The organism is Mycobacterium tuberculosis complex sp. N0072 (genome assembly GCF_030323725.1).
Classification (GTDB): Bacteria; Actinomycetota; Actinomycetes; order Mycobacteriales; family Mycobacteriaceae; genus Mycobacterium; species Mycobacterium tuberculosis.
Map to the genome: position 1 here is coordinate 538,696 of NZ_CP040689.1, position 22,117 is coordinate 560,812.

Consider the following 22,117-nt stretch of genomic DNA (forward strand, 5'->3'; position numbering starts at 1 on the left):
ATGTTCACGGGGGGCCCTCGCGGATCAACGTCCACTGGTAGACGTCCAGATAGCCCGACCGGAAGCCCGCCTCCGAGTACGCCAGGTACAGCTCCCACATCCGTGCAAACACCTCGTCGAAACCTAAATGCGCCAGCCCATCTCGCCGCTGCATAAATCGTTCCCGCCAGAGCCGCAGCGTCTCGGCGTAATGCGGTCGCAGCGAGGCCGCGTCGACGATGCGCAGCCCGGTGTGTTGCCCGGTGATGTCGATGATGGCCTGCGTGGACGGTAGCAGTCCGCCAGGGAAGATGTACTTCTGGATCCAGGTCTGGGTGTGGCGGGTGGCCAGCATTCGGTGGTGCGGCATGGTGATCGCTTGAATCGCTACCGGGCCACCCGGGCGCACCAACTGTTCTAGCGCGGCGAAGTACCGTGGCCACGAACGGTATCCCACCGCCTCGATCATCTCGACTGAGACTACTGAGTCATACTGCCCGTCGACGTCGCGGTAGTCGCACAAGTCGATCTCTACCCGGTGGCCAAAGCCGGCCGCGGCGACCCGCTGCCGAGCCAGCCGTTGCTGCTCCACCGATAGGGTCACCGAGCGGATGTGGGCCCCCCGTGCGGCCGCGCGAATGCACAGCTCGCCCCATCCGGTGCCGATCTCGAGAACGTGGCTGCCCTGCTGGACCCCGGCCACGTCGAGCAGCCGGTCGATCTTGCGGCGTTGGGCTGCGGCCAACTCGGTCCAGGCGGGAGTTGGCTGGGCCAGCAGGTCGGTGAACATTGCGCACGAATACGTCATGGTCTCGTCGAGAAACGCGGCGAACAGGTCGTTCGACAGGTCATAGTGCACGGCTATATTGCGCCGGGCCTGATCTCGGCTGTGGTCTGGCCAACTAGGTCGAAAGGTCGGCGTGATCGGCCGCAGCCAGTGCAGCGAGCGCGGTACCAGCTCGTCCACCGACCCTGCCAGCACGGTCAACACCCGCGTGAGCTCCTTCGACGACCATTCGCCGGCCATGTAGGACTCGCCGAAGCCGATCAAGCCGTGGCGCCCGATCCGGCGTGCAAGTGCGTCCGGCCGATGGATGAACAGGCTGGGTGCGCGCGGATCGGCGGCACCTGTTGCCGTTCCGTCGGAGTAGACCAATCGCAGCGGCAAGTGAGTGGCCGTGCGCCGAAGCAGCCGGTTGGCGATTGCCGCCGATGCCGCGGCTAGGGGACCGCGCGGCACCTTGGCAACCGCTGGCCAGCGATCCGAATCGATTGCTGCCGACGGTGTCTGGCTGGTTTCGACGGTCATCGCGGCACCACCGGAACTCGACGTAGCCACAGTCTGATCCCCTGTATCCTGATGCGCGCGGCCACCACCATCGGCGCCAGCGGTGAAATGATTTGCATCATCGCGATCTGTCTTGTCGTTGCCGGTCGCCGCTGCCCACGCAGGGTGGCTGTGAATTCCGGGCACACCTGCCGGCGGTCACGGTGCAGCGTCACCGTGACGTCGAGTTCGCGGTCGGGCCGTGGTGCCCGTATCAGGTAGTAGCCGGCTAGCTGATGAAACGGCGAAACGTAGAAGTTCTTGGCCGTCACCACGGGCAGGTCGGCCGGCGGTAGCAGGTAAGCATGGCGTCCGCCGTAGGTGTTGTGCACCTCGGCAATGACATGGCGCAGTTGGCCGTCGCGGTCGTGGCACCAGAAGATGCTCAACGGGTTGAAGACATAGCCGAGAACGCGTGCTTGCAGCAGCGCGGTGATACGGCCGTCGGGGACGGCAAGGCCGCGAGCGGCAAAGAAGGCGTCCAGCCGGTCACGCAGCGAGCTATGCGGCGGACACGAGAACGGGTCAGCGAAGTGGTCGTCGGCGTGGAACCGTGCGAACGGTCGCAGCCACCAGGGCAGCTGGGGGAGGTTGTCGACATCCACGTACCAGCTGTAGCTGCGGTATGCGAACGAGTGGTGCACCGGGACTTGTCTGCAGTGGCTGATCGTGGTGCGGTAGATCGCCGGCGTCAGGGTTTGAGTCAGCACGCGACCATCGCCTCCTGTGGGATCGCTGCCGGCCAGTCGGCGCCAAGGCGCCGGGCCGCCCGCAGACCCGAGGCGGCGCCGTCCTCGTGGAATCCCCAGCCGTGGTAGGCGCCGGCGAATACCACCCGATTGTCACCCAGCGTCGGCAATAAGCGTTGGGCTGCAACCGATTCCGGTGTGTACAGCGGATGGCTGTAGGTCATCTCGGCGATCACCGAGCTGGGATCAACCCGGTCGTGGCCGCCGAGGGTGACCAGATACCGGCGGCCACCGTCGAGGCGCATTAGCCTGCTGATGTCGTAGCTGACCACGACCTGGTGCTGCCCGGGTGTCACCAGGTAGTTCCAGGATGCGCGGGCGCGATGGTGGCGGGGCAGGACCGACTCGTCGGTGTGCAGCTGGGCGCTGTTGGTGGAGTATGCGATCGCGCCCAGGACCGCGCGCTCGGCCGGTGTCGGCTCGTCGAGCAACAGCAGCGCCTGGTCGGGATGGACCGCGACGACGGCCGCATCGAAACGCCGCGACGGCCCATCACCCGCGCCCACCAATACCCCGTCCGGCAGCCGGCGCAGCGAGTGCACTGGCGTGCGGGTCGACACCTCGTCCAGCTGAGCTGCGATCGCCTGCACGTAGTTGGCGGAACCTCCGGTGACGGTACGCCAGGTTGGCGACCCGAACACCGACAGCATGCCGTGATGGTCGAGGAAGACGAACAGATACCGGGCCGGATAGCGCAAGGCGTCGGCCCCGCCGCAGGACCACACGGCGGCGACCAAGGGTGTGATGAAGTAATCGACGAAATACTGCGAGAAGTGGTGCCGGCTCAGGAAGGCTTCCAGCGTCTCCGGTTTGTCTTCCGCGTTGTCGGTCTCCTCACGCAGCAGGCGAGCCGCGGCGCGGTGGAAGCGGAGAATCTCGGCAAGCATGCACAGATACCGTGGCCGCAGCGATTGCCGGCAAGCGAACAGCCCGCGCGCTCCCAGTGCGCCGGCATATTCGAGTCCGATGTCGTCGGCGCGCACCGACATCGACATTTCCGACTCCTGGGTGGCCACACCCAGTTCGGCGAACAATCGGCACAACGTTGGATAGGTTCGGTCGTTGTGCACCAGGAACGCCGAGTCGACGCCGACGACGTCGGTGCCCCGGGGGCCGCCACCGTTGTCCAGATAGTGGGTGTGGGCATGACCGCCCAGCCGGCCGTCCGCCTCGTACAGGGTGACTCGGTCCCGTCCAGACAGGATGTAGGCGGCGGTGAGGCCGGCGACCCCACTTCCGACAACAGCCACCGATCGTCGGAGTGATTGCTGCACATCCTGTATTCGGAGCGGCCGGCTAGACGGACGGGCGGTTCAGCCGAGGCGGTCGCTGCTCATCGCCAAGGGCCGGCCCGCGGGCTGGGTTTCGCTGGGTACGGTCGGGGTCCGGGCGGGCCGGGAACGCACCCGCAGCGGCCACCAGAACCAGCGGCCCAGTAGTGCGGCGATGGATGGCGTCATGAACGATCGCACGATCAACGTGTCGAACAGCAAACCCAGACCGATGGTGGTGCCCACCTGTCCGATAACCCGCAGATCGCTGACGGCCATGGACGCCATGGTGACGGCGAATACCAGCCCTGCGTTGGTCACGACCTTGCCGGTGCCGCCCATCGACCGGATGATGCCGGTCTTCAGCCCCGCTCCTATTTCCTGTTTGAACCGGGAGACCAAGAGCAGATTGTAGTCAGATCCCACCGCCAACAGAACGATGACCGACATCGCAAGCACGAGCCAATGCAGATGGATTGCGAGAATATGCTGCCAGAGCAGCACCGATAGTCCGAAAGAGGCACCCAGTGAAAGTGCGACTGTGCCCACAATGACGGCGGCGGCAATAAAGGCCCGTGTGATGATCAGCATGATGATAAAAATGAGACAGAGGGACGAAATTGCCGCGATAAGAAGGTCCCATTGGGCGCCCTCGGAGATGTCGTGGAAGACGGCCGCCGTGCCGGCCAGGTAGATCTTGGCGTCTTCTAGTGGAGTTCCCTTGAGCGATTCCTCGGCCGCGGTACGAATCGCGTCGATACTTTTGATGCCCTCGGGTGATTGCGGATCCCCCCTGTGCAGGATGATAAACCGGGCCGCGTGTCCGTCCGAAGACAGGAACGACTTCATGGCGCGCTGGAAGTCTTTGTTCTTGAAAACCTCGGGTGGAAGGTAGAACGAGTCGTCGTTCTTGGCGGCGTCAAAAGCCTTACCCATGGCTGTGGCATTGTCGCTCATTTCGAGCATCTGGTCGAAGATTCCGGTCATGGTGCTGTGCATGGTAAGAATCATGGTCCGCATGTTTTCCATGGCCTCAATCTGCGGCGGGATCTGCGCGACCATTTGTGGCATGAGGCGATCCATCTCGCGCAAGTCGCCCAAGAGGACGCCTATTTGCTCGCTGAGCTTGTCGATTCCGTCCAGTGCATCGAATATCGATCTGAACGACCAACAGATCGGAATTCCGTAGCAGTGCTTTTCCCAGTAGAAATAGCTTCGAATTGGTCTCCAGAAATCATCAAAATCCGCGACGTGGTCGCGTAATTCTTCGGTGATCTCCTTCATCTCTTCGGTGTCGCCGACCATGCGGTGGGTAGTACTGGCCATCTCCGCCATCAAGCTATGCATCCGCGTCAACACCGCAATCGTCGTGGCCATCTCGTCGGCCTGCTTCAGCATGTCGTTCGCCCGGTCGCGCTGGTACTTTATGGTCTGCAGCTGACCGGCATTTTGCATGCTGATCTGGAACGGGATCGACGTGTGGTCCATCGTCGTTCCTTCGGGCCGGGTAATTGCTTGCACACGGGAAATGCCCGGGACCCGGAAGATGCCTTTAGCCAGCTTGTCCAGGACCAGAAAATCTGCCGGATTCCGCATATCGTGATCGGATTCAATCATTAGGATCTCGGGCTTCATCCTGGCCTGAGAGAAATGACGATCCGCGGCCGCATATCCTTGGTTGGCGGGTATGAAGTCCGGTAGGTAGTCACGGTCGTTGTAGCTGGTTTTGTATCCAGGCAGGGCGAGCAGACCGACTAGGGCGATCGCGCAGGTGGCGACGAGAACGGGCAGCGGCCAGCGAACCACCACGGTACCCACCCGCCGCCAGCCACGGACTTTGAGGAGCCGCTTAGGGTCGAACAGGCCGAACCGGCTGCCGACGTGTAGGACGGCCGGACCCAGCGTCAACGCGACCGCCACTGCGACTAGCATCCCCACCGCGCAGGGGATGCCCAGGGTTTGAAAGTAGGGCATGCGGGCAAAGCTCAGGCAAAAGGTAGCTCCGGCGATGGTCAATCCAGAGCCCAGAATCACGTGGGCGGTCCCGCGGTACATGGTGTAGTAGGCGGCCTCTTTGTCCTCGCCGGCTTGGCGGGCTTCCTGGTAGCGCCCGATGATGAATATCCCGTAGTCCGTACCGGCCGCGATTGCCAGCGAAGTCAGCAAGCTCACCGCAAAGGTGGTAAGTCCGATAGCCCCGCTATGCCCCAGAACCGCTACGACTCCGCGCGCAGCCGTCAATTCGACCCCCACCGTGATCAGCAGGAGAACCACGGTGATTATCGACCGGTAGACGAGCAACAACATAATAAAGATCACGGCGACCGTAACCATGGTGATCCTGGCCATGGATCTATCGCCACTGTGGTGCATATCCGCGGCGAGTGCGGATGGTCCGGTCACATAGGCCTTTATGCCCGGCGGCGCGGGCGTGCTTTCGACGATGCTGCGTACTGCCTCGACGGATTCGTTGGCCAGCGGCGTGCCTTGGTTGCCGGCAAGTGACAGTTGAACATAGGCGGCCTTGCCGTCGTTACTTTGCACGCCCGCGGCGGTGAGTGGGTCCCCCCATAAATCTTGGACACTTTGCACGTGCTTCTTATCGGCCCTCAATTGAGCAACCAGGCCGTCGTAATACTTATGGGCAGCGTCGCCGAGGGGTTGGTTACCCTCTATTATGACCATCGCGAAACTGTCGGAATCGCCTTCCTTGAACACCATGCCGATACGTCCCATCGCCTCAAACGACGGTGCATCCTTGGGACTCAGCGACACCGATCGCTCTTGGCCGACAGCTTCCAGTGACGGGACAAATACGGTGACAACGACGCAAACTGCCAGCCAGCCAAGGATGATCGGTACCGCAAAGGCGTGGATCATCCTGGCGATGAATGGCTTTTCGGGGCGAGCGTTGGTATTGGAGTCGTTCGCGAATTTAGTACTCACGCGGACTTCACCAAGCAGTAAGTATAGGCGTTGACTTCGTTGGAAACCCTCTCGGCCCTGACCTTGCCGTCTACCGTGATTCGGCAGCCAATGCTGTCGCTATTACCTTGTGCCACGATATTTCCCATCACCGCCGCGTCGTTTGTCGTGATATGCAATGACCACGGTAGCACCGCTCCATCGACCCGTTGCGGCTCGGAATTGACGTCGAAATAACTAATGTCGGCGACTGTTCCGGGGGGTCCGAAGATCTCGTAAGTCAGGTGTTTAGGGTTGAATGGTTTGCTGTTTTCCAGGTTGGTGTCGGAGTACGACGGGCGGTTTTCGGAGCCGAAGAAGCCGCGGATCCGGTGCACGGTGAAGCCCCCGACGATGACCACCACCAGGATGACCAGTGGAATCCAAGTCCGCATTAGCACCTTGAAAATCTCAGATCCCCTTCACCGGTTGGCAGTGGTACGGCGGACGATACCCAACTTTCAAAATCCGTTCGAGCTGGTCGCTACTTGAACGCAACTAAGCCTAGCCTAAGTAAAACATGGTTTTAGGCCCGAGCTCTCGACTCCTTACCTCGTTCGCTGGAGTGTAACGCATATCACGTGCGTAACGGCACGCTACGTTATCGGCAGCCCTCTTACAAATCACACGGTGTGCGTTATCCTCTGGCGGTGGCGCAACTCGGCTTCCAGCGCGCCCGCACCGAGGAAAACAAGCGCCAACGTGCGGCGGCGCTGGTGGAAGCCGCGCGGTCGCTGGCGCTGGAGACGGGCGTGGCATCGGTGACGTTAACGGCTGTCGCAGGTCGTGCCGGGATTCACTACTCTGCGGTGCGCCGCTACTTCACCTCGCACAAAGAAGTGCTGCTGCACCTCGCCGCCGAGGGTTGGGCGCGGTGGTCGGGCACGGTATGCGAGCAGCTGGGCGAGCCGGGGCCGATGTCGGCACCGCGGGTGGCCGAGGCACTGGCCAACGGTCTGGCCGCCGATCCGCTGTTTTGTGATCTGCTTGCCAATCTGCATCTGCATCTCGAGCAGGAGGTGGATGTCGACCGGGTCATCGAGGTCAAGCGGACCAGCATCGCAGCCGTGATAGCGCTCGTCGACGCGATCGAAAGCGCATTGCCGGCACTCGGGCGTTCTGGGGCATTCGACATCCTGCTGGCCGCTTACTCGCTGGCGGCCACCCTGTGGCAGATCGCCAATCCGCCGGAGCGGCTCACCGACGCCTATGCCGAGGAGCCAGAGTTGCTCCCACCGGAGTGGAACCTCGACTTTGCTGCCGCGCTTACTCGCCTGCTCACCGCTACGCTTCTCGGCCTGCTCGCCGGATCCCCATGCGAATGCCGGTCGCCAACGCGCTGAAGCGGGTGCGGGACGAAGGGGGCGCCGGACTTGGGCCCGCTTGGCGGCGGTAGGTGACCAAACTCACGCTTCTTGGGCGTGCGCCGCAGCCGAACCACGACTATTGCTAGTTGCAAACGATAGTCATAGTCAATTGTTGCCAGACGCACAGCTGGTGTTGGCGGGAGTCGCCGATAGAGGAGTGTTCGACATGACGTTGCACGTCGGTGCCGACGGCCTAGAGACCGCAACTACGGCGCGCGCCGTGGCGGTCGCTAGGTCCGGAATGGATTGTGTGGCCGGTGATGCGTCAGGGGCGACTTCGTGCCTACGCGGTGAGCTATGACGAGCGCACTGATATGGATGGCCTCTCCGCCGGAGGTGCATTCGGCCTTGTTGAGTAGTGGGCCGGGGCCGGGGCCGGTACTGGCCGCCGCCACAGGGTGGTCGTCACTGGGCCGTGAATACGCCGCGGTTGCTGAGGAACTCGGGGCATTGCTGGCTGCGGTGCAAGCCGGGGTGTGGCAGGGGCCCAGCGCCGAATCATTTGCTGCCGCGTGCCTGCCGTATCTGTCTTGGTTGACGCAGGCCAGCGCCGACTGCGCCGCGGCGGCTGCCCGGCTGGAGGCGGTGACCGCCGCCTACGCCGCGGCTTTGGTGGCCATGCCCACCCTGGCCGAGTTGGCGGCTAACCACGCGACCCACGGGGCCATGGTGGCGACCAATTTCTTCGGGATCAACACCATACCGATCGCGGTCAACGAGGCCGACTACGTGCGGATGTGGCTTCAGGCGGCCACCACGATGGCCACCTATCAAGCGGTCGCGGACTCGGCGGTGCGCTCGATCCCGGACAGCGTGCCTCCGCCGCGAATTCTGAAATCCAATGCCCAATCCCAACACTCGAGCTCGAATAATTCCGGGGGCGCGGACCCGGTGGACGACTTCATTGCAGAGATCTTGAAGATCATCACCGGCGGTCGCGTGATCTGGGACCCCGAAGCCGGCACTGTCAACGGCCTCCCCTATGACGCTTATACCAACCCCGGCACACTCATGTGGTGGATTGCCAGAAGTCTGGAACTTCTTCAAGACTTTCAAGAGTTCGCCAAGCTGCTGTTCACCAATCCGGTGAAGGCTTTTCAGTTCCTTGTCGACCTCATCCTGTTCGACTGGCCTACACACATGCTGCAGCTGGCTACCTGGCTGGCCGAGAACCCGCAGTTGCTGGTGGCTGCGCTCACCCCAGCCATCTCCGGACTGGGAGCGGTATCGGGGTTGGCCGGGTTGACCGGCCTAGTCCCTCAGCCCCCCGTCGTGCCCGCGCCGGCACCCGATGCGGTCGTGCCCACCGTGTTGCCACTCGCCGGGACGGCCACGCCGACTACCGCGCCGGCCAGCGCCCCGGCCGCCGGAGCGGCGCCCGGGCCCCCGGCCGGTACCGCCACTGCCACATCGGCGTCGGTGCCAACGAGCGCCGGCGGCTTTCCCCCTTACCTCGTGGGCAGCGGTCCAGGCATCGACTTCGACGCGGGGACGCCCGCCGGTTCCAGGAGAGCGCAGCCCGCCGCGGATAACGTCACGGCCGTGGCGGCAGCGCAGGTGTCGGCCCGTCATCAGGCACGTCGGCGCCGACGAGCGGCGGCGAAGGAACGTGGCAACGCCGACGAGTTCGTCGATATGGACTCCGGCCCGGCGATTCCGCCGTCGGGCGAGCGGGACGCTTGGGCGTCCAATTCGGGCGTGGGCGGGCTGGGGTTTGCCGGCACCGCAAGCAACGAGACGGTGGCAGCGCCGGCCGGATTGACCACGCTGGCCGACGATGAGTTCCAGTGTGGCCCACGGATGCCGATGCTGCCGGGCGCTTGGGACTTGGGAACTTGGGACCGCGGGGACTGATTACCCTACAACGCAGCGACGTCGCGCATGATGTCGGTGGGTTCGCGCACCGGCGCCCCACAGGTCAGGCAGAACGCGCCCGGGGAACGGGTGAGCCGACCGACTTGAAGCAGGACTTTGGCCTCGACGTGCCACAAGCAGGCAATGCACAGAATTTCGACGGTGTTCCCGAATGGGTCCAGGTCGGGGTCGTTACATTCGTCTACCGCATGCAGATGCACCACGTAACTCGCCCGGTTGGTGCACCCGGCTCCGGACTGGCAGGTGATTCCACCCCAGTCCAGGGCCGCCAGCGTGTGTGGGATCTCGTTGCCGGGCGCTTGACTCATGCGCCGCGCTCCAGTGTCCAGGCCATGCGGCCCACGATGTTTACCTCTGCCCCGCAACGGCATGGTATCCCGGCGCGTGGCCGGTGGTGGCTGGGCTACCAAGAGCGAAGTCGGGCATGGCCTTAGTCCTAGTGGTACGCGATAGGTCGTCGAATTCCGTGGGTGATGGATATGACTATTTCGTAGCTGGTCGCCAGAATCAATCCGCCGAACGGCGGCTGATGGGCCCAACGGGCTGTCCCCCGAATGGTGGACAACATTTCCGGGTTCGTTGCAAACGACCGCGCTTTGACGCCGGTTAGCTTTAGGCCGGACTTAGGCCCAGTTCCACACCGACATGTCGCCGGCTGGGTATCCATTGCACACCTCGGTCCCTTTAGCGACGACGCCCTTGTTGTTGAAGAAGATTTTCATGTGATTGACCCAGGCAAACGTCAGCGGATCGCCATTGTAAAAGTGTTCGGAGTAGTCTCGGCGCTCCGCCGGTGACAGCGAGAAGAACCAGTGCGCCTTGTTGATCGTCGCTTGCTGAAGGTTTGCATGGTTGTTGAAGTCGATCATGTACCGCTGGTAGTACACCGGACTGGTATCCCGCACCGCCGCCAGATATTGTTCGGCGTCGCAGGTGGTTGCGATCATCCGGCGAGGTATTGGAAAGTCTTCCGTGGAGTCGGCTGCCGCGCTTTGTGGAAATGTCGCAGCGGCGATGCCGAGAACCAGAAATGCCGCGCCGGCACGCAGGATGGAACTCAGCCGAGACATAGTGGTTACCGTAGCACTTTTGGGGCGCCTCGAGGCGGGCAGACGACAAGGTTCATAGTCTGTCTCACTACATGCTCCCATCAGGAGTGATGACGTGCGTGGGGTCGGGTCGCAGTTCCGGTGGGGCTTGGCTGTAGTCGCCGAACGGGCCGTCGCGGCGCTCGACCGCGGCTCGCACACCCTGGGTTTGGGCGGTCCGGATGAACTCGAGCGCGTCGGGGGTGTTGCGCATCAGCCCGTCGAGAATGCCGCCCAGCAGCTGGGTGGAGGCCAGGCCCATGTTCTCGTAGGCCTGGTTGACGATCAGTTTCTGGGCTTGCAACTGTGACAACGGGATTCGTGCCAGCTCGGTGGCGATCTCGGCGACGCGAGCCTCGAGCCGCTCGAACGGCACCGCCTCGTTGATCAGCTCGGCTTCGGCGGCCTGCACACCGGTCAGCGGCCGGCCCGTCAGCGAGTGCCATTTGACCTTGGCAAGGCTGAGTCGATACAGCCACATCCCGGTCAAATAGGCTCCCCACATGCGGCTATACGGGGTCCCGATCACGGCGTCCTCGCTGGCGATCACAATGTCGGCACACAGCGCGTAGTCGCTGGCCCCGCCGACGCACCAACCATGCACTTGCGCGATCACCGGTTTGGACGCCCGCCAGATGGCCATGAATTTCTGCGTCGGTCCGGTCTCCCGCGCGGTGACCATGGCGAAATCCTTGCCCGGATCCCATCGGCCGTCGGTCATCATGGCATCGCCCCAATGCTGGAAGCCGCCGCCGAAGTCGTAACCGCCGGAGAAGGCGCGGCCGGCACCGCGCAGCACGATGACCTTGATGTCCTGGTCGCGCTCGGCCAACCCGATAGCGGCCTCGATCTCGTCGGGCATGGGCGGGACGATGGTGTTGAGCTGTTCCGGGCGGTTGAGCGTGATGGTGGCCACCGGCCCGGCCGTCGTGTACAGCAGCGTCTGGAAATCGGGTGTCGGCATAGCAGCAGCGAAGTCACTTCGGCCCTAAGGGTCAAGTGTCTCAGCGGGGATCGTGATAACGCCGCTGGTTCGAAGCTTCGGCCAACCCGGGCGCAGGGTTTCGCTAGCTGGCATTTGCATGCCTCGGGCATCGGTGTCCGGTTGCGCTCTTTGCTCCGACGTTAGCCGCAGGGCCCTGCGGCTAGGCGCGGCCGGTGCCGTTGGCCGCGGCGGCAATCGATGTTGCAGCAGTTACAACGCCAAATGGAGTCTGAGCGCATCGTCGAGTTCGATCAGCTCGGCAGGGGAGACGTTGCGCAGCGACGGATCCAACCTGCTGGGCCTGCGCCTTCGAATCGACGGCCAGGCCACCGCTCGCTGCCGGCAACAACACCTGGAATGGGGACCTTTTCGGTGTTGCTGGTAACCGGGACAACCGGCACCACGCCTCGGTCGAGACGTATCGCGGCAGCGTTGGCCCTGTCGTTGCTGACAATTACCGCTGGCCGCCGCATATTTGCCGCGCTGCCGCGGGCCGGATCCAGGTCGACCTGCCAGATCTCACCGCGCAGCATCTACGCCGTTCGCTGCAAACCGCCGACTGCGACGGCAGGCCCACTCTCTTGGCATGCGTCCAATGCTGCGACGTCCTCGGTAGACAAGCTCACGCTTGGCTTCATGCCGCAGTCCTACCCATGTAGTAACAGATAGTAATACGTAGTAATAGGTAGTAATGCAGTATCAATCGGCTACAACTCGATAGCCACGTTATTTGGGCTAAGTCCACCGTTCGTGAATGCCGGTTAGCCGGCCAGCATCCGCCATAGGAACGCGAAACTCAGCGCCGATTTGAATGCGATCTGTGCGTTGTCGGCTGCGCCGGCGTGCCCACCCTCGATGTTTTCGTAATACCAGACGGGGTGGCCCGCAGCCTGCAGGGCCGCCGTCATTTTGCGGGCGTGGCCGGGGTGCACCCGATCGTCGCGGGTAGAGGTCGTCATGAGTACTGGCGGGTATTTCCGGTTCGCCGAAATGTTTTGGTATGGCGAATATTCAGAGATGAACTTCCAGTCATCCGGGTTATCCGGATCGCCGTATTCGGCCATCCAGGAAGCGCCGGCCAGCAGCAGGTGGTACCGCTTCATGTCCAGCAGCGGCACGTCGCAGACCAGCGCGCCGAACTTCTCCGGGTACCCGGTCAACATGATGCCCATCAGCAGCCCACCGTTGCTGCCGCCCCGCGCGCCGAGCTGCTCAGCGGTGGTGATGCCGCGGGTCACCAAATCGGTTGCCACGGCGGCGAAGTCTTGGGCGACCTTGTCCCGGCCCTCGCGCATCGCCTGCGTGTGCCAGCCAGGCCCGTACTCGCCGCCGCCGCGGATGTTGGCCAACGCATAGGTGCCCCCGCGGGCCAGCCACAGCCGGCCCAGGACGCCGTCATACGTCGGCGTTCTGGATGTCTCGAATCCACCGTAGCCGTTCAACAATGTGGGGCCGGGATTGTCCGCGTCGGTGCGTCGCACGACGAAATACGGGATCGATGTGCCATCGTCTGATGTCGCGAAATACTGTGTTACAGCCATGTTTTCCGCGTCGAAGAAAGCTGGCGCAGATTTGATCTCTGCTAGTCGGCCGTCATCGGTGCCGCGCATCAGCCGCGACGGCGTATCGAATCCACTGGAGTCGAGGAAGAACTCGTCGCCGTGGCTGTCGGCGGAGACGATGACGGTGTTGGTGGCGGCGGGGATACCTGAGAGTGGCTCACGTCGCCAGCTGCCGGGAGTTGCGATCTCGACGCGGCTCGCCACGTCGGCCAGGGTGACGATCAACAGCCGGTCTCGGGTCCAGGCGTATTGGTACAGCGCGGTGTGCTCGTCGGGTTCGAACACCACCTGTAATTCCGCTGAGCCGGCAAGGAATTCGTCGTATTCGGCGGCCAGCAGTGAGCCGGCAGTGTACCTGGTGGTGGCCACGGTCCAGTCGGTGCGCAGCTCGATCAACAGCCAGTCGCGGTGAATTGACACGCTCGCGTCGGTGGGGGCTTCGATTCGGATCAGCTCCGAACCACGCAATTCGTAGACCTCTTCGTTCCAGAAGTCGAGGGCCCGTCCCAGCAGGGTGCGCTCGAATCCGGGCGTGCGATCCGCTGACGCGTTGACGCGGACGTCGGTGCCCGCGCCCTCGAAGATTGTCTCCGCATCGGCCAGCGGTTTGCCCCGGCGCCATCGCTTGATCACTCGCGGATAGCCGGAAGTGGTGAGCGAGTCGCCGCCGAAGTCGGTGCCCAGCAAGACAGTGTCCGGGTCCTCCCAGGTAATCTGGGATTTGGCCGGTGGCAGCTGGAACCCATCCTCGACGAATTCGCGTGTCAGCATGTCGAATTCACGCACAATGGATGCATCCGAGCCGCCCGGGGACAGGCCGATCAGCGCGCGCGTGTAGTCGGGTTCGATGACACCGGCGCCGCCTCACACCCACTTCTGGTCGTCGGCGCGGCCCAGTTCATCAACATCGATCAGCACATCCCAGCCCGGCGAGTCGGTGCGGTAGCTGTCCAGCGTGGTGCGCCGCCACAACCCGCGGGGGTTGGCGGCATCGCGCCAGAAGTTGTAGAGATAGTTGCCGCGCCTGTTCACATAGGGGATTCGGGCATCGGTGTCGAGCACCTCGAGCGCCTCGACGCGCATCCGCTCGAACTCTGCGTCGCAGAACGCCGCCGTTGTCGGCTTGTTGCGCGCGCGTACCCAATCCAGCGCTTCCGCACCGGTGACGTCCTCGAGCCATAGGTAGGGGTCAGCGCCGTCTGGGGCAGGCTCAAATGTCATGGAAGCCATTGTGGCCCCGGCGGTAGTGTGAGCTGTATTACATGATTTTGACGAGGAGCCGAATACGATGACTGTCTTTTCCCGTCCCGGTTCCGCCGGGGCGCTGATGTCCTATGAATCCCGGAAAAACTTCATCGGGGGCCAGTGGGTCGCGCCGGTCCATGGGCGCTACTTCGAGAACCCGACGCCGGTGACCGGCCAGCCGTTCTGCGAGGTGCCGCGCTCCGACGCGGCCGACATCGACAAGGCGCTCGACGCCGCGCACGCGGCGGCGCCGGGGTGGGGCAAGACCGCACCGGCCGAACGGGCGGCGATCCTCAACATGATTGCCGACCGCATCGACAAGAACGCCGCCGCGCTGGCGGTGGCCGAGGTCTGGGACAACGGGAAACCGGTCCGGGAAGCGCTGGCCGCCGATATCCCGTTGGCGGTCGATCACTTCCGGTACTTCGCCGCGGCGATTCGCGCCCAGGAGGGCGCGCTGAGCCAGATCGACGAGGACACCGTGGCCTACCACTTCCACGAGCCGCTCGGCGTGGTGGGCCAGATCATTCCGTGGAACTTCCCCATCCTGATGGCGGCCTGGAAGCTGGCGCCGGCGTTGGCGGCCGGCAACACGGCGGTGCTCAAACCCGCCGAGCAGACACCCGCTTCGGTGCTCTACCTGATGTCGCTGATCGGTGATCTGTTGCCGCCCGGGGTGGTCAACGTGGTCAACGGATTCGGCGCCGAGGCCGGCAAGCCGTTGGCCTCCAGCGACCGCATCGCCAAGGTCGCGTTCACCGGGGAAACCACCACGGGGCGGCTGATCATGCAATACGCCTCGCACAACCTGATCCCGGTCACCCTGGAACTCGGCGGCAAGAGCCCCAACATCTTCTTCGCCGACGTGCTGGCCGCCCACGACGACTTCTGCGACAAGGCGCTGGAAGGCTTCACCATGTTCGCCCTCAACCAGGGCGAGGTGTGCACCTGCCCGTCGCGCAGTCTGATCCAGGCCGACATCTACGACGAGTTCCTGGAGCTGGCGGCGATCCGGACCAAGGCGGTCCGGCAGGGCGACCCGCTGGACACCGAAACCATGCTGGGTTCCCAGGCCTCCAACGACCAGCTGGAAAAGGTGTTGTCCTACATCGAAATCGGCAAGCAAGAGGGTGCGGTGATTATCGCCGGAGGCGAGCGCGCCGAACTAGGCGGCGACCTGTCCGGCGGTTATTACATGCAGCCGACGATCTTCACCGGCACCAACAACATGCGGATTTTCAAGGAGGAGATCTTCGGGCCGGTGGTCGCGGTGACGTCGTTCACCGATTACGACGACGCGATCGGCATCGCCAACGACACCCTCTACGGCTTGGGTGCCGGTGTGTGGAGCCGCGACGGCAACACTGCCTATCGGGCCGGGCGGGACATCCAGGCCGGCCGGGTGTGGGTCAACTGCTACCACCTCTACCCCGCGCACGCGGCGTTCGGCGGCTACAAGCAGTCCGGCATCGGCCGGGAGGGCCACCAGATGATGCTGCAGCACTACCAGCACACCAAGAACCTGCTGGTGTCCTACTCGGATAAGGCGCTGGGGTTCTTCTGATGAACGCTCCCGCGGGGGTGCTCATCACCGCCGAGGCCGCCGCGCTGCTGGCTGGGTTACAGGACCGGCACGGTCCGGTGATGTTCCACCAATCCGGCGGCTGCTGCGACGGGTCCGCGCCGATGTGCTACCCGCGGGCGGACTTCCTGGTCGGTGACCGCGACATCTTGCTGGGTGTGTTGGACGTCGGGGAAGACGGCGTGCCGGTGTGGATTTCGGGCCCGCAGTACCAGGCCTGGAAGCACACCCAGCTGATCATCGACGTGGTGCCGGGCCGCGGTGGCGGGTTCAGTCTGGAAGCGCCCGAGGGCGTGCGCTTTCTCAGCCGAGGTCGGGTGTTCAGCGACGCCGAAAAGGCGATGCGGGAGGCTGCGCCGGTGATCACCGGCGCAGCCTACGAGTGCGGCGAACGACCGTTAGTGCGGGGTCTTGTCGTCGATCTCGACGATCCAGATGCCACGCCGGGAGTGTGCCGCGCCAGTCGGCGGTAGCCGCAGTAAGGTCGTAGACCGTGATCCCCCTTCCGCGGTCATGGCAGCTGACCAGCGCGATGCTGGTTGGTAATGCGATCGGACTGCTAGCGGGGGTGGCGTGCAGCGTGCTGGTGCATGCCCGGATCCGTCCGGACATCGTCATCGCAATGGTAGTCGGGATTCCCAGCGCGATCGGGCTGCTGGTCATCCTGTTCTCCGGACGTCGATGGGTGACGATGCTGGGCGCGTTCATCCTGGCGTTGGCGCCGGGTTGGTTTGGTGTGCTGGTTGCGATCCAGGTGGCGTCCAGTGGCTGACAACGATTACCGGTCGGCACCCGGAACCGAGCCGTTTGTGCCCGATTTCGACACCGGCGCACACTCGCAGCGGTTCCTCTCGTTGGCCGGCCAGCAGGACAGGGCGGGGAAATCCTGGCCAGGCTCGACGCCGAAGCCGCAGGAGGACCCCGTGGGTGTCGCGCCTTCGGCCAGCGTCGAGGTGCTGGGGTCCGAGCCGGCCGCCACGCTAGCGCACTCGGTTACAGTACCCGGTCGATATACCTACCTGAAGTGGTGGAAGTTCGTTCTAGTGGTCCTCGGCGTATGGATCGGTGCTGGCGAGGTCGGCCTGAGCTTGTTCTACTGGTGGTATCACACACTCGACAAGACGGCCGCCGTGTTCGTCGTCCTGGTCTACGTCGTCGCGTGCACCGTCGGTGGCTTGATCCTGGCGCTGGTGCCGGGCAGGCCACTGATCACGGCGTTGTCCCTCGGAGTGATGTCGGGGCCGTTTGCCTCGGTCGCCGCCGCGGCGCCGCTCTACGGCTACTACTACTGCGAGCGGATGAGTCATTGCCTGGTCGGCGTCATTCCGTACTAGTCGGTTGTCGGACTTGACCTACTGGGTCAGGCCGACGAGCACTCGACCATTAGGGTAGGGGCCGTGACCCACTATGACGTCGTCGTTCTCGGAGCCGGTCCCGGCGGGTATGTCGCGGCGATTCGCGCCGCACAGCTCGGCCTGAGCACTGCAATCGTCGAACCCAAGTACTGGGGCGGAGTATGCCTCAATGTCGGCTGTATCCCATCCAAGGCGCTGTTGCGCAACGCCGAACTGGTCCACATCTTCACCAAGGACGCCAAAGCATTTGGCATCAGCGGCGAGGTGACCTTCGACTACGGCATCGCCTATGACCGCAGCCGAAAGGTAGCCGAGGGCAGGGTGGCCGGTGTGCACTTCCTGATGAAGAAGAACAAGATCACCGAGATCCACGGGTACGGCACATTTGCCGACGCCAACACGTTGTTGGTTGATCTCAACGACGGCGGTACAGAATCGGTCACGTTCGACAACGCCATCATCGCGACCGGCAGTAGCACCCGGCTGGTTCCCGGCACCTCACTGTCGGCCAACGTAGTCACCTACGAGGAACAGATCCTGTCCCGAGAGCTGCCGAAATCGATCATTATTGCCGGAGCTGGTGCCATTGGCATGGAGTTCGGCTACGTGCTGAAGAACTACGGCGTTGACGTGACCATCGTGGAATTCCTTCCGCGGGCGCTGCCCAACGAGGACGCCGATGTGTCCAAGGAGATCGAGAAGCAGTTCAAAAAGCTGGGTGTCACGATCCTGACCGCCACGAAGGTCGAGTCCATCGCCGATGGCGGGTCGCAGGTCACCGTGACCGTCACCAAGGACGGCGTGGCGCAAGAGCTTAAGGCGGAAAAGGTGTTGCAGGCCATCGGATTTGCGCCCAACGTCGAAGGGTACGGGCTGGACAAGGCAGGCGTCGCGCTGACCGACCGCAAGGCTATCGGTGTCGACGACTACATGCGTACCAACGTGGGCCACATCTACGCTATCGGCGATGTCAATGGATTACTGCAGCTGGCGCACGTCGCCGAGGCACAAGGCGTGGTAGCCGCCGAAACCATTGCCGGTGCAGAGACTTTGACGCTGGGCGACCATCGGATGTTGCCGCGCGCGACGTTCTGTCAGCCAAACGTTGCCAGCTTCGGGCTCACCGAGCAGCAAGCCCGCAACGAAGGTTACGACGTGGTGGTGGCCAAGTTCCCGTTCACGGCCAACGCCAAGGCGCACGGCGTGGGTGACCCCAGTGGGTTCGTCAAGCTGGTGGCCGACGCCAAGCACGGCGAGCTACTGGGTGGGCACCTGGTCGGCCACGACGTGGCCGAGCTGCTGCCGGAGCTCACGCTGGCGCAGAGGTGGGACCTGACCGCCAGCGAGCTGGCTCGCAACGTCCACACCCACCCAACGATGTCTGAGGCGCTGCAGGAGTGCTTCCACGGCCTGGTTGGCCACATGATCAATTTCTGAGCGGCTCATGACGAGGCGCGCGAGCACTGACACCCCCCAGATCATCATGGGTGCCATCGGTGGTGTGGTTACCGGCTACATCCTCTGGCTGGCGGCGATCTCCGTCGGCGATGGTCTGACGACGGTGAGTCAATGGAGTCGCGTGGTGTTATTGCTGTCGGTCCTGGTGGCGGTGTGCGGCGCGGCGGGCGGCTTGCGGCTGCGCAGCCGCGGCAAGCTCGCGTGGTCGGCGTTTGCTTTCAGTTTGCCGATTCCTCCCGTGGTGCTGACCGTGGCGGTGCTGGCCGACATCTACCTTTGACGGCTACTGTGGGTTGTCCGGCGGGATGGCCAGGGCGGTGATCGTTGCGGCGATCGCGTCGTATTGGGTTGCGAGTAAACAGAATTCGATCAACAGGCGCGGATCGAGGTGAGTTGCCAGCCGCTCCCAGGTGCCCGCGGTGATCGTGCGATCCTTGATCAATTCATCGGTAGCCTGTAGCAGCGCCTGTTGGCGGGCGCTGAGCACTTTTCGCGGTCCGTCTCCATCTGGAACGTCGGGCCAGGCGAATATCGTGGCCTGGGTGTTGGCGTCTAGGCCCCGACGGCGCGCCATTCGGCGATGATGCTGAAGTTCGTATTCGCAAGATCGTAGGTGTGCGACCCGAAGGATCACCAACTCGGTATCGACGCCGGGCAGCCGCCCGTGCAGTAGTCGGCCGGTGTAGATGGCAAAGGTCCAGAACAAGTACTGGCGGTAGCCCAGCGTGGTGAACAGGTGCATCTGCGGTGCCCCAACCGCACGTGCGGCCAGCTTGGCCACCAGCCAGTTGACCGGCCCCAGCTGGCGGAACTTCCCCGGGGAGATACGCGCGACTTGGCCGTTCTGACCGGTCATAGTTGTTTCACCAGATACGGGGACACCGTGCTGCGGTGTTCGTCGAGATCCAGTGCCCGCCCCAAGGCGGGGAAGGCGCGTTGCGGACAGTTGTCGCGTTCGCAGACGCGGCAACCGGCGCCGATAGGTGTGGCCGCAGTATTCGGGTCACCCGACAAGTCGAGTCCTTCCGAGTAGACGAGCCGGTGCGCGTGGCGAAGTTCGCAGCCCAGCCCGATCGCGAAGGTCTTACCGGGCTGACCATACCGGGCGGCCCGGAGCTCAACGGTGCGGGCCACCCACAGGTAGTTGCGGCCGTCGGGCATCTGGGCGATTTGCACCAAGATCTTCCCCGGGTTGGCAAACGTTTCGTAGACGTTCCACAGCGGGCAGGTGCCGCCGCTGGAGGAGAAGTGAAAGCCGGTGGCCGACTGACGTTTTGACATGTTTCCCGCTCGGTCCACCCGGACGAAGGTGAACGGGACCCCGCGCATCGAAGGCCGTTGTAGTGTCGACAGCCGGTGGGCGATGGTCTCGTAGCTCACCGAGTAGAACGCCGACAGCCGCTCGACGTCGTAGCGGAAATTCTCGGCGACGTCGTGGAACTGGCGGTAGGGCAGCACGGTGGCCGCGGCGAAGTAATTAGCCAGGCCCAGCCGGGCCAACGTCCGCGACTCGGCGCTGGTGAACTTGCCGTCGGTGACCATGGCGTCGATGAGGTCGCCGAACTCGAGATAGGCCAACTCGGCGGCCATCTTGAACACCTGCTGGCCCGGGGAGAGGTGACTGCTGATCTCCAGCGTGTTGGTCGCGGGGTCGTAGCGGTGCAGCACGGTGTCACCGAGGTCGATGCGCTTGTTGATGCGTACTCCGTGCACCTCGGTGAGCCGGCGGGTCAATTCGCGGGCCAGGTCGCCGTGGTGCATCCGCATCTGGGCCGTGAGGTCTTCGGCCGCGGTGTCCAGCGCATGTAGATAGTTCTGGCGTTGGTAGAAGTAGTCGCGCACCTCTTCGTGCGGCATGGTGATCGACCCTCGGCCACTGCCGTCGGAGAACCGCTCCTCGGTCGCGGCGGCCAGCCGCGCGGTGGTGATCCGGTAGCGCCGATGCAGGTTGACCACCGCGCGGGCCAGCCCGGGATGAGCGCTGACCATTTCGGCCACTTCATGCTGGTCGATGGCGATGTCTAGATCGCGGTCCAGGGTCACCTCCCTGAGTTCGGCAACCAGCCGGGTGTCGTCCTGGGAGGCAAAGAACGTCGCGTCCACCCCGAACACTTCGGTGATGCGCAGCAGCACGGCCACGGTCAGCGGCCGGACGTCGTGTTCGATCTGGTTCAGATAGCTCGGCGAGATCTCCAGCATCTGGGCCAGCGCGGCCTGGCTGAACCCGCGCTCGTTACGCAGTTGGCGGACCCGCGAGCCGACGTAGGTCTTGGACACCCAACCGAGCGTACCGGGTGTTGTGAAGACGCCATTCGCAGAGTTAGCAAGCGTGCTGCGATTGGTGTTTCCGCCACGGCGTTGGCATGATTCGCACCGGGACTCAAGGGTGAGCCTGAGGTACACGCGAGGAGGAAATGGGGAGAACGCCGTGAGCCTCGACAAAAAATTGATGCCCGTGCCCGACGGTCACCCCGACGTGTTCGACCGAGAATGGCCGCTGCGCGTCGGCGACATCGACCGCGCGGGCCGGCTGCGGCTGGACGCGGCTTGTCGGCACATCCAGGACATCGGTCAGGACCAACTGCGCGAGATGGGCTTCGAGGAGACCCACCCGCTGTGGATCGTCCGCAGGACCATGGTGGACCTTATCCGGCCGATCGAGTTCGGCGACATGCTGCGGTGTCGGCGCTGGTGCTCGGGCACCTCCAACCGGTGGTGTGAGATGCGAGTTCGTGTCGATGGCCGCAAGGGCGGCCTGATCGAATCCGAGGCGTTCTGGATCCACGTCAACCGGGAAACCGAGATGCCGGCCCGCATTGCCGACGACTTCCTCGCGGGTCTGCACCGGACCACGTCTGTTGATCGGCTGCGCTGGAAGGGCTATCTGAAGCCGGGCAGCCGGGATGATGCGTCGGAGATCCACGAGTTCCCGGTCCGGGTCACCGATATCGACTTGTTCGACCACATGAACAACGCTGTCTATTGGAGTGTGATCGAGGACTACCTGGCGTCGCATGCAGAGCTGCTGCGGGGCCCTTTGCGGGTGACCATCGAGCATGAGGCGCCGGTTGCGCTCGGCGACAAGCTGGAGATCATCTCCCACGTTCACCCGGCTGGTTCGACCGAGATATTCGGCCCGGGGTTGGTCGACCGCGCTGTTACAACGCTCACATATGTGGTTGGCGACGAGCCCAAGGCAGTCGCCTCGCTGTTCAATCTGTGACCGGATCCGCAGGACGTCGATCCGTGGGTTTACCTGCGGATTTGTCGTTACTGGCGGGTAGCTTCTGAAACGGTTCAGTTTTTGGGC

20 protein-coding genes and 2 pseudogenes are annotated in these 22,117 nt (G+C 63.7%); 9 read left to right on the plus strand and 13 right to left on the minus strand.

All coding sequences use genetic code 11. The features are described 5' to 3' along the window. Window positions 1-4: 4 nt before the first annotated feature. The 5 genes from FF952_RS02350 to mmpS4 are packed head-to-tail and all read right to left on the minus strand — an operon-like array spanning window position 5 to window position 6,691. The gene (locus FF952_RS02350; RefSeq protein WP_003402250.1) at window positions 5-1,288 is read right to left on the minus strand and encodes a cyclopropane-fatty-acyl-phospholipid synthase family protein; all 1,284 of its coding nucleotides are present in this window, start codon (window positions 1,286-1,288) and stop codon (window positions 5-7) included. Continuing rightward, a complete protein-coding gene (locus tag FF952_RS02355; protein ID WP_003900930.1) occupies window positions 1,285-2,016 on the minus strand; it encodes a DUF1365 domain-containing protein in 732 nt (243 codons plus the stop codon). The genes FF952_RS02350 and FF952_RS02355 overlap by 4 nt, the downstream gene beginning before the upstream one ends. Then, the gene (locus FF952_RS02360; RefSeq protein WP_003402268.1) at window positions 2,010-3,329 is read right to left on the minus strand and encodes an NAD(P)/FAD-dependent oxidoreductase; all 1,320 of its coding nucleotides are present in this window, start codon (window positions 3,327-3,329) and stop codon (window positions 2,010-2,012) included. The genes FF952_RS02355 and FF952_RS02360 overlap by 7 nt, the downstream gene beginning before the upstream one ends. A 39-nt stretch (window positions 3,330-3,368) precedes the next feature. Continuing rightward, the gene (gene mmpL4, locus FF952_RS02365) at window positions 3,369-6,272 is read right to left on the minus strand and encodes a siderophore RND transporter MmpL4 (protein ID WP_003898458.1); all 2,904 of its coding nucleotides are present in this window, start codon (window positions 6,270-6,272) and stop codon (window positions 3,369-3,371) included. Continuing rightward, window positions 6,269-6,691: a siderophore RND transporter accessory protein MmpS4 gene (mmpS4, locus tag FF952_RS02370; RefSeq protein ID WP_003402272.1), complete on the minus strand. Its 423-nt coding sequence runs from the start codon at window positions 6,689-6,691 to the stop codon at window positions 6,269-6,271. Before mmpS4 ends, mmpL4 begins: the two co-directional genes overlap by 4 nt. A gap of 231 nt (window positions 6,692-6,922) precedes the next feature. On the opposite strand from mmpS4, the gene FF952_RS02375 reads away from it, so the two are divergent. Beyond that, on the plus strand, window positions 6,923-7,633 hold the full coding sequence (locus tag FF952_RS02375) for a TetR/AcrR family transcriptional regulator (protein ID WP_003402282.1): 711 nt from the start codon (window positions 6,923-6,925) through the stop codon (window positions 7,631-7,633). 321 nt (window positions 7,634-7,954) lie between these two features. Beyond that, complete coding sequence (locus FF952_RS02380) at window positions 7,955-9,511, plus strand: PPE family protein (protein ID WP_003402284.1); 1,557 nt, start codon at window positions 7,955-7,957, stop codon at window positions 9,509-9,511. A gap of 5 nt (window positions 9,512-9,516) precedes the next feature. Here the strand turns inward: FF952_RS02380 and FF952_RS02385 are convergent, their stop codons facing one another. The 6 genes and pseudogenes from FF952_RS02385 to FF952_RS02410 all read right to left on the minus strand — a co-directional run bounded on the left by FF952_RS02385 (window position 9,517) and on the right by FF952_RS02410 (window position 14,388). Further along, a complete protein-coding gene (locus FF952_RS02385; RefSeq protein WP_003898461.1) occupies window positions 9,517-9,840 on the minus strand; it encodes a hypothetical protein in 324 nt (107 codons plus the stop codon). Between the two features lie 315 nt (window positions 9,841-10,155). Then, window positions 10,156-10,602: a DUF5078 domain-containing protein gene (locus FF952_RS02390; RefSeq protein ID WP_003402286.1), complete on the minus strand. Its 447-nt coding sequence runs from the start codon at window positions 10,600-10,602 to the stop codon at window positions 10,156-10,158. Between the two features lie 67 nt (window positions 10,603-10,669). Next, window positions 10,670-11,584: a crotonase/enoyl-CoA hydratase family protein gene (locus FF952_RS02395; protein ID WP_003898463.1), complete on the minus strand. Its 915-nt coding sequence runs from the start codon at window positions 11,582-11,584 to the stop codon at window positions 10,670-10,672. Between the two features lie 231 nt (window positions 11,585-11,815). Continuing rightward, window positions 11,816-12,138: pseudogene (locus tag FF952_RS02400) on the minus strand (type II toxin-antitoxin system PemK/MazF family toxin). After that, window positions 12,125-12,298 (minus strand): antitoxin MazE, encoded by a 174-nt coding sequence (locus tag FF952_RS02405; RefSeq protein ID WP_003903009.1) that lies wholly within the window; start codon window positions 12,296-12,298, stop codon window positions 12,125-12,127. The pseudogene FF952_RS02400 and the gene FF952_RS02405 overlap by 14 nt, the downstream one beginning before the upstream one ends. A gap of 68 nt (window positions 12,299-12,366) precedes the next feature. After that, window positions 12,367-14,388, minus strand: a pseudogene (locus tag FF952_RS02410) (prolyl oligopeptidase family serine peptidase). 67 nt (window positions 14,389-14,455) lie between these two features. Between FF952_RS02410 and exaC the strand changes: the two are divergent. The 6 genes from exaC (at window position 14,456) to FF952_RS02440 (ending at window position 19,087) form a co-directional block, all read left to right on the plus strand. Next, on the plus strand, window positions 14,456-15,976 hold the full coding sequence (exaC, locus tag FF952_RS02415) for an acetaldehyde dehydrogenase ExaC (protein WP_020824442.1): 1,521 nt from the start codon (window positions 14,456-14,458) through the stop codon (window positions 15,974-15,976). Further along, the gene (locus FF952_RS02420; protein WP_003898464.1) at window positions 15,976-16,467 is read left to right on the plus strand and encodes a DUF779 domain-containing protein; all 492 of its coding nucleotides are present in this window, start codon (window positions 15,976-15,978) and stop codon (window positions 16,465-16,467) included. The genes exaC and FF952_RS02420 overlap by 1 nt, the downstream gene beginning before the upstream one ends. Before the next feature lie 20 nt (window positions 16,468-16,487). After that, on the plus strand, window positions 16,488-16,766 hold the full coding sequence (locus FF952_RS02425) for a putative holin (RefSeq protein WP_003898465.1): 279 nt from the start codon (window positions 16,488-16,490) through the stop codon (window positions 16,764-16,766). Beyond that, window positions 16,759-17,328 carry a hypothetical protein gene (locus FF952_RS02430; RefSeq protein ID WP_003898466.1) on the plus strand — a complete coding sequence of 190 codons (570 nt, stop codon included), beginning with the start codon at window positions 16,759-16,761 and terminating at the stop codon, window positions 17,326-17,328. The genes FF952_RS02425 and FF952_RS02430 overlap by 8 nt, the downstream gene beginning before the upstream one ends. A gap of 63 nt (window positions 17,329-17,391) precedes the next feature. Then, entirely contained in the window at window positions 17,392-18,786 is a 1,395-nt protein-coding gene (lpdA, locus tag FF952_RS02435) for a dihydrolipoyl dehydrogenase (protein WP_003402301.1), read from the plus strand. A 7-nt stretch (window positions 18,787-18,793) separates the two neighbouring features. Then, window positions 18,794-19,087 (plus strand): hypothetical protein, encoded by a 294-nt coding sequence (locus FF952_RS02440; RefSeq protein WP_003402304.1) that lies wholly within the window; start codon window positions 18,794-18,796, stop codon window positions 19,085-19,087. A 3-nt stretch (window positions 19,088-19,090) separates the two neighbouring features. Here FF952_RS02440 and FF952_RS02445 read toward each other — a convergent pair whose 3' ends face one another. Further along, window positions 19,091-19,663: a carboxymuconolactone decarboxylase family protein gene (locus FF952_RS02445; RefSeq protein WP_003402306.1), complete on the minus strand. Its 573-nt coding sequence runs from the start codon at window positions 19,661-19,663 to the stop codon at window positions 19,091-19,093. Continuing rightward, window positions 19,660-21,084, minus strand: coding sequence for an acetate metabolism transcriptional regulator RamB (gene ramB / locus FF952_RS02450; protein WP_003904410.1), 1,425 nt, complete (start codon window positions 21,082-21,084; stop codon window positions 19,660-19,662). The genes FF952_RS02445 and ramB overlap by 4 nt, the downstream gene beginning before the upstream one ends. A gap of 151 nt (window positions 21,085-21,235) precedes the next feature. Here ramB and FF952_RS02455 point away from each other — a divergent pair, with 151 nt between their 5' ends. Beyond that, window positions 21,236-22,030 (plus strand): acyl-[acyl-carrier-protein] thioesterase, encoded by a 795-nt coding sequence (locus tag FF952_RS02455; protein ID WP_003402311.1) that lies wholly within the window; start codon window positions 21,236-21,238, stop codon window positions 22,028-22,030. Window positions 22,031-22,117: the final 87 nt, after the last annotated feature.

Bases quoted from the DNA above. Each gene is read 5' to 3' on its own strand.
- FF952_RS02385 (WP_003898461.1), bottom strand. From the start codon at position 9,840: ATGAGTCAAGCGCCCGGCAACGAGATCCCACACACGCTGGCGGCCCTG.
- FF952_RS02440 (WP_003402304.1), top strand. From the start codon at position 18,794: ATGACGAGGCGCGCGAGCACTGACACCCCCCAGATCATCATGGGTGCC.
- FF952_RS02445 (WP_003402306.1), bottom strand. From the start codon at position 19,663: ATGACCGGTCAGAACGGCCAAGTCGCGCGTATCTCCCCGGGGAAGTTC.
- FF952_RS02390 (WP_003402286.1), bottom strand. From the start codon at position 10,602: ATGTCTCGGCTGAGTTCCATCCTGCGTGCCGGCGCGGCATTTCTGGTT.
- FF952_RS02420 (WP_003898464.1), top strand. From the start codon at position 15,976: ATGAACGCTCCCGCGGGGGTGCTCATCACCGCCGAGGCCGCCGCGCTG.
- FF952_RS02395 (WP_003898463.1), bottom strand. From the start codon at position 11,584: ATGCCGACACCCGATTTCCAGACGCTGCTGTACACGACGGCCGGGCCG.
- FF952_RS02380 (WP_003402284.1), top strand. From the start codon at position 7,955: ATGACGAGCGCACTGATATGGATGGCCTCTCCGCCGGAGGTGCATTCG.
- FF952_RS02350 (WP_003402250.1), bottom strand. From the start codon at position 1,288: ATGACCGTCGAAACCAGCCAGACACCGTCGGCAGCAATCGATTCGGAT.
- exaC (WP_020824442.1), top strand. From the start codon at position 14,456: ATGACTGTCTTTTCCCGTCCCGGTTCCGCCGGGGCGCTGATGTCCTAT.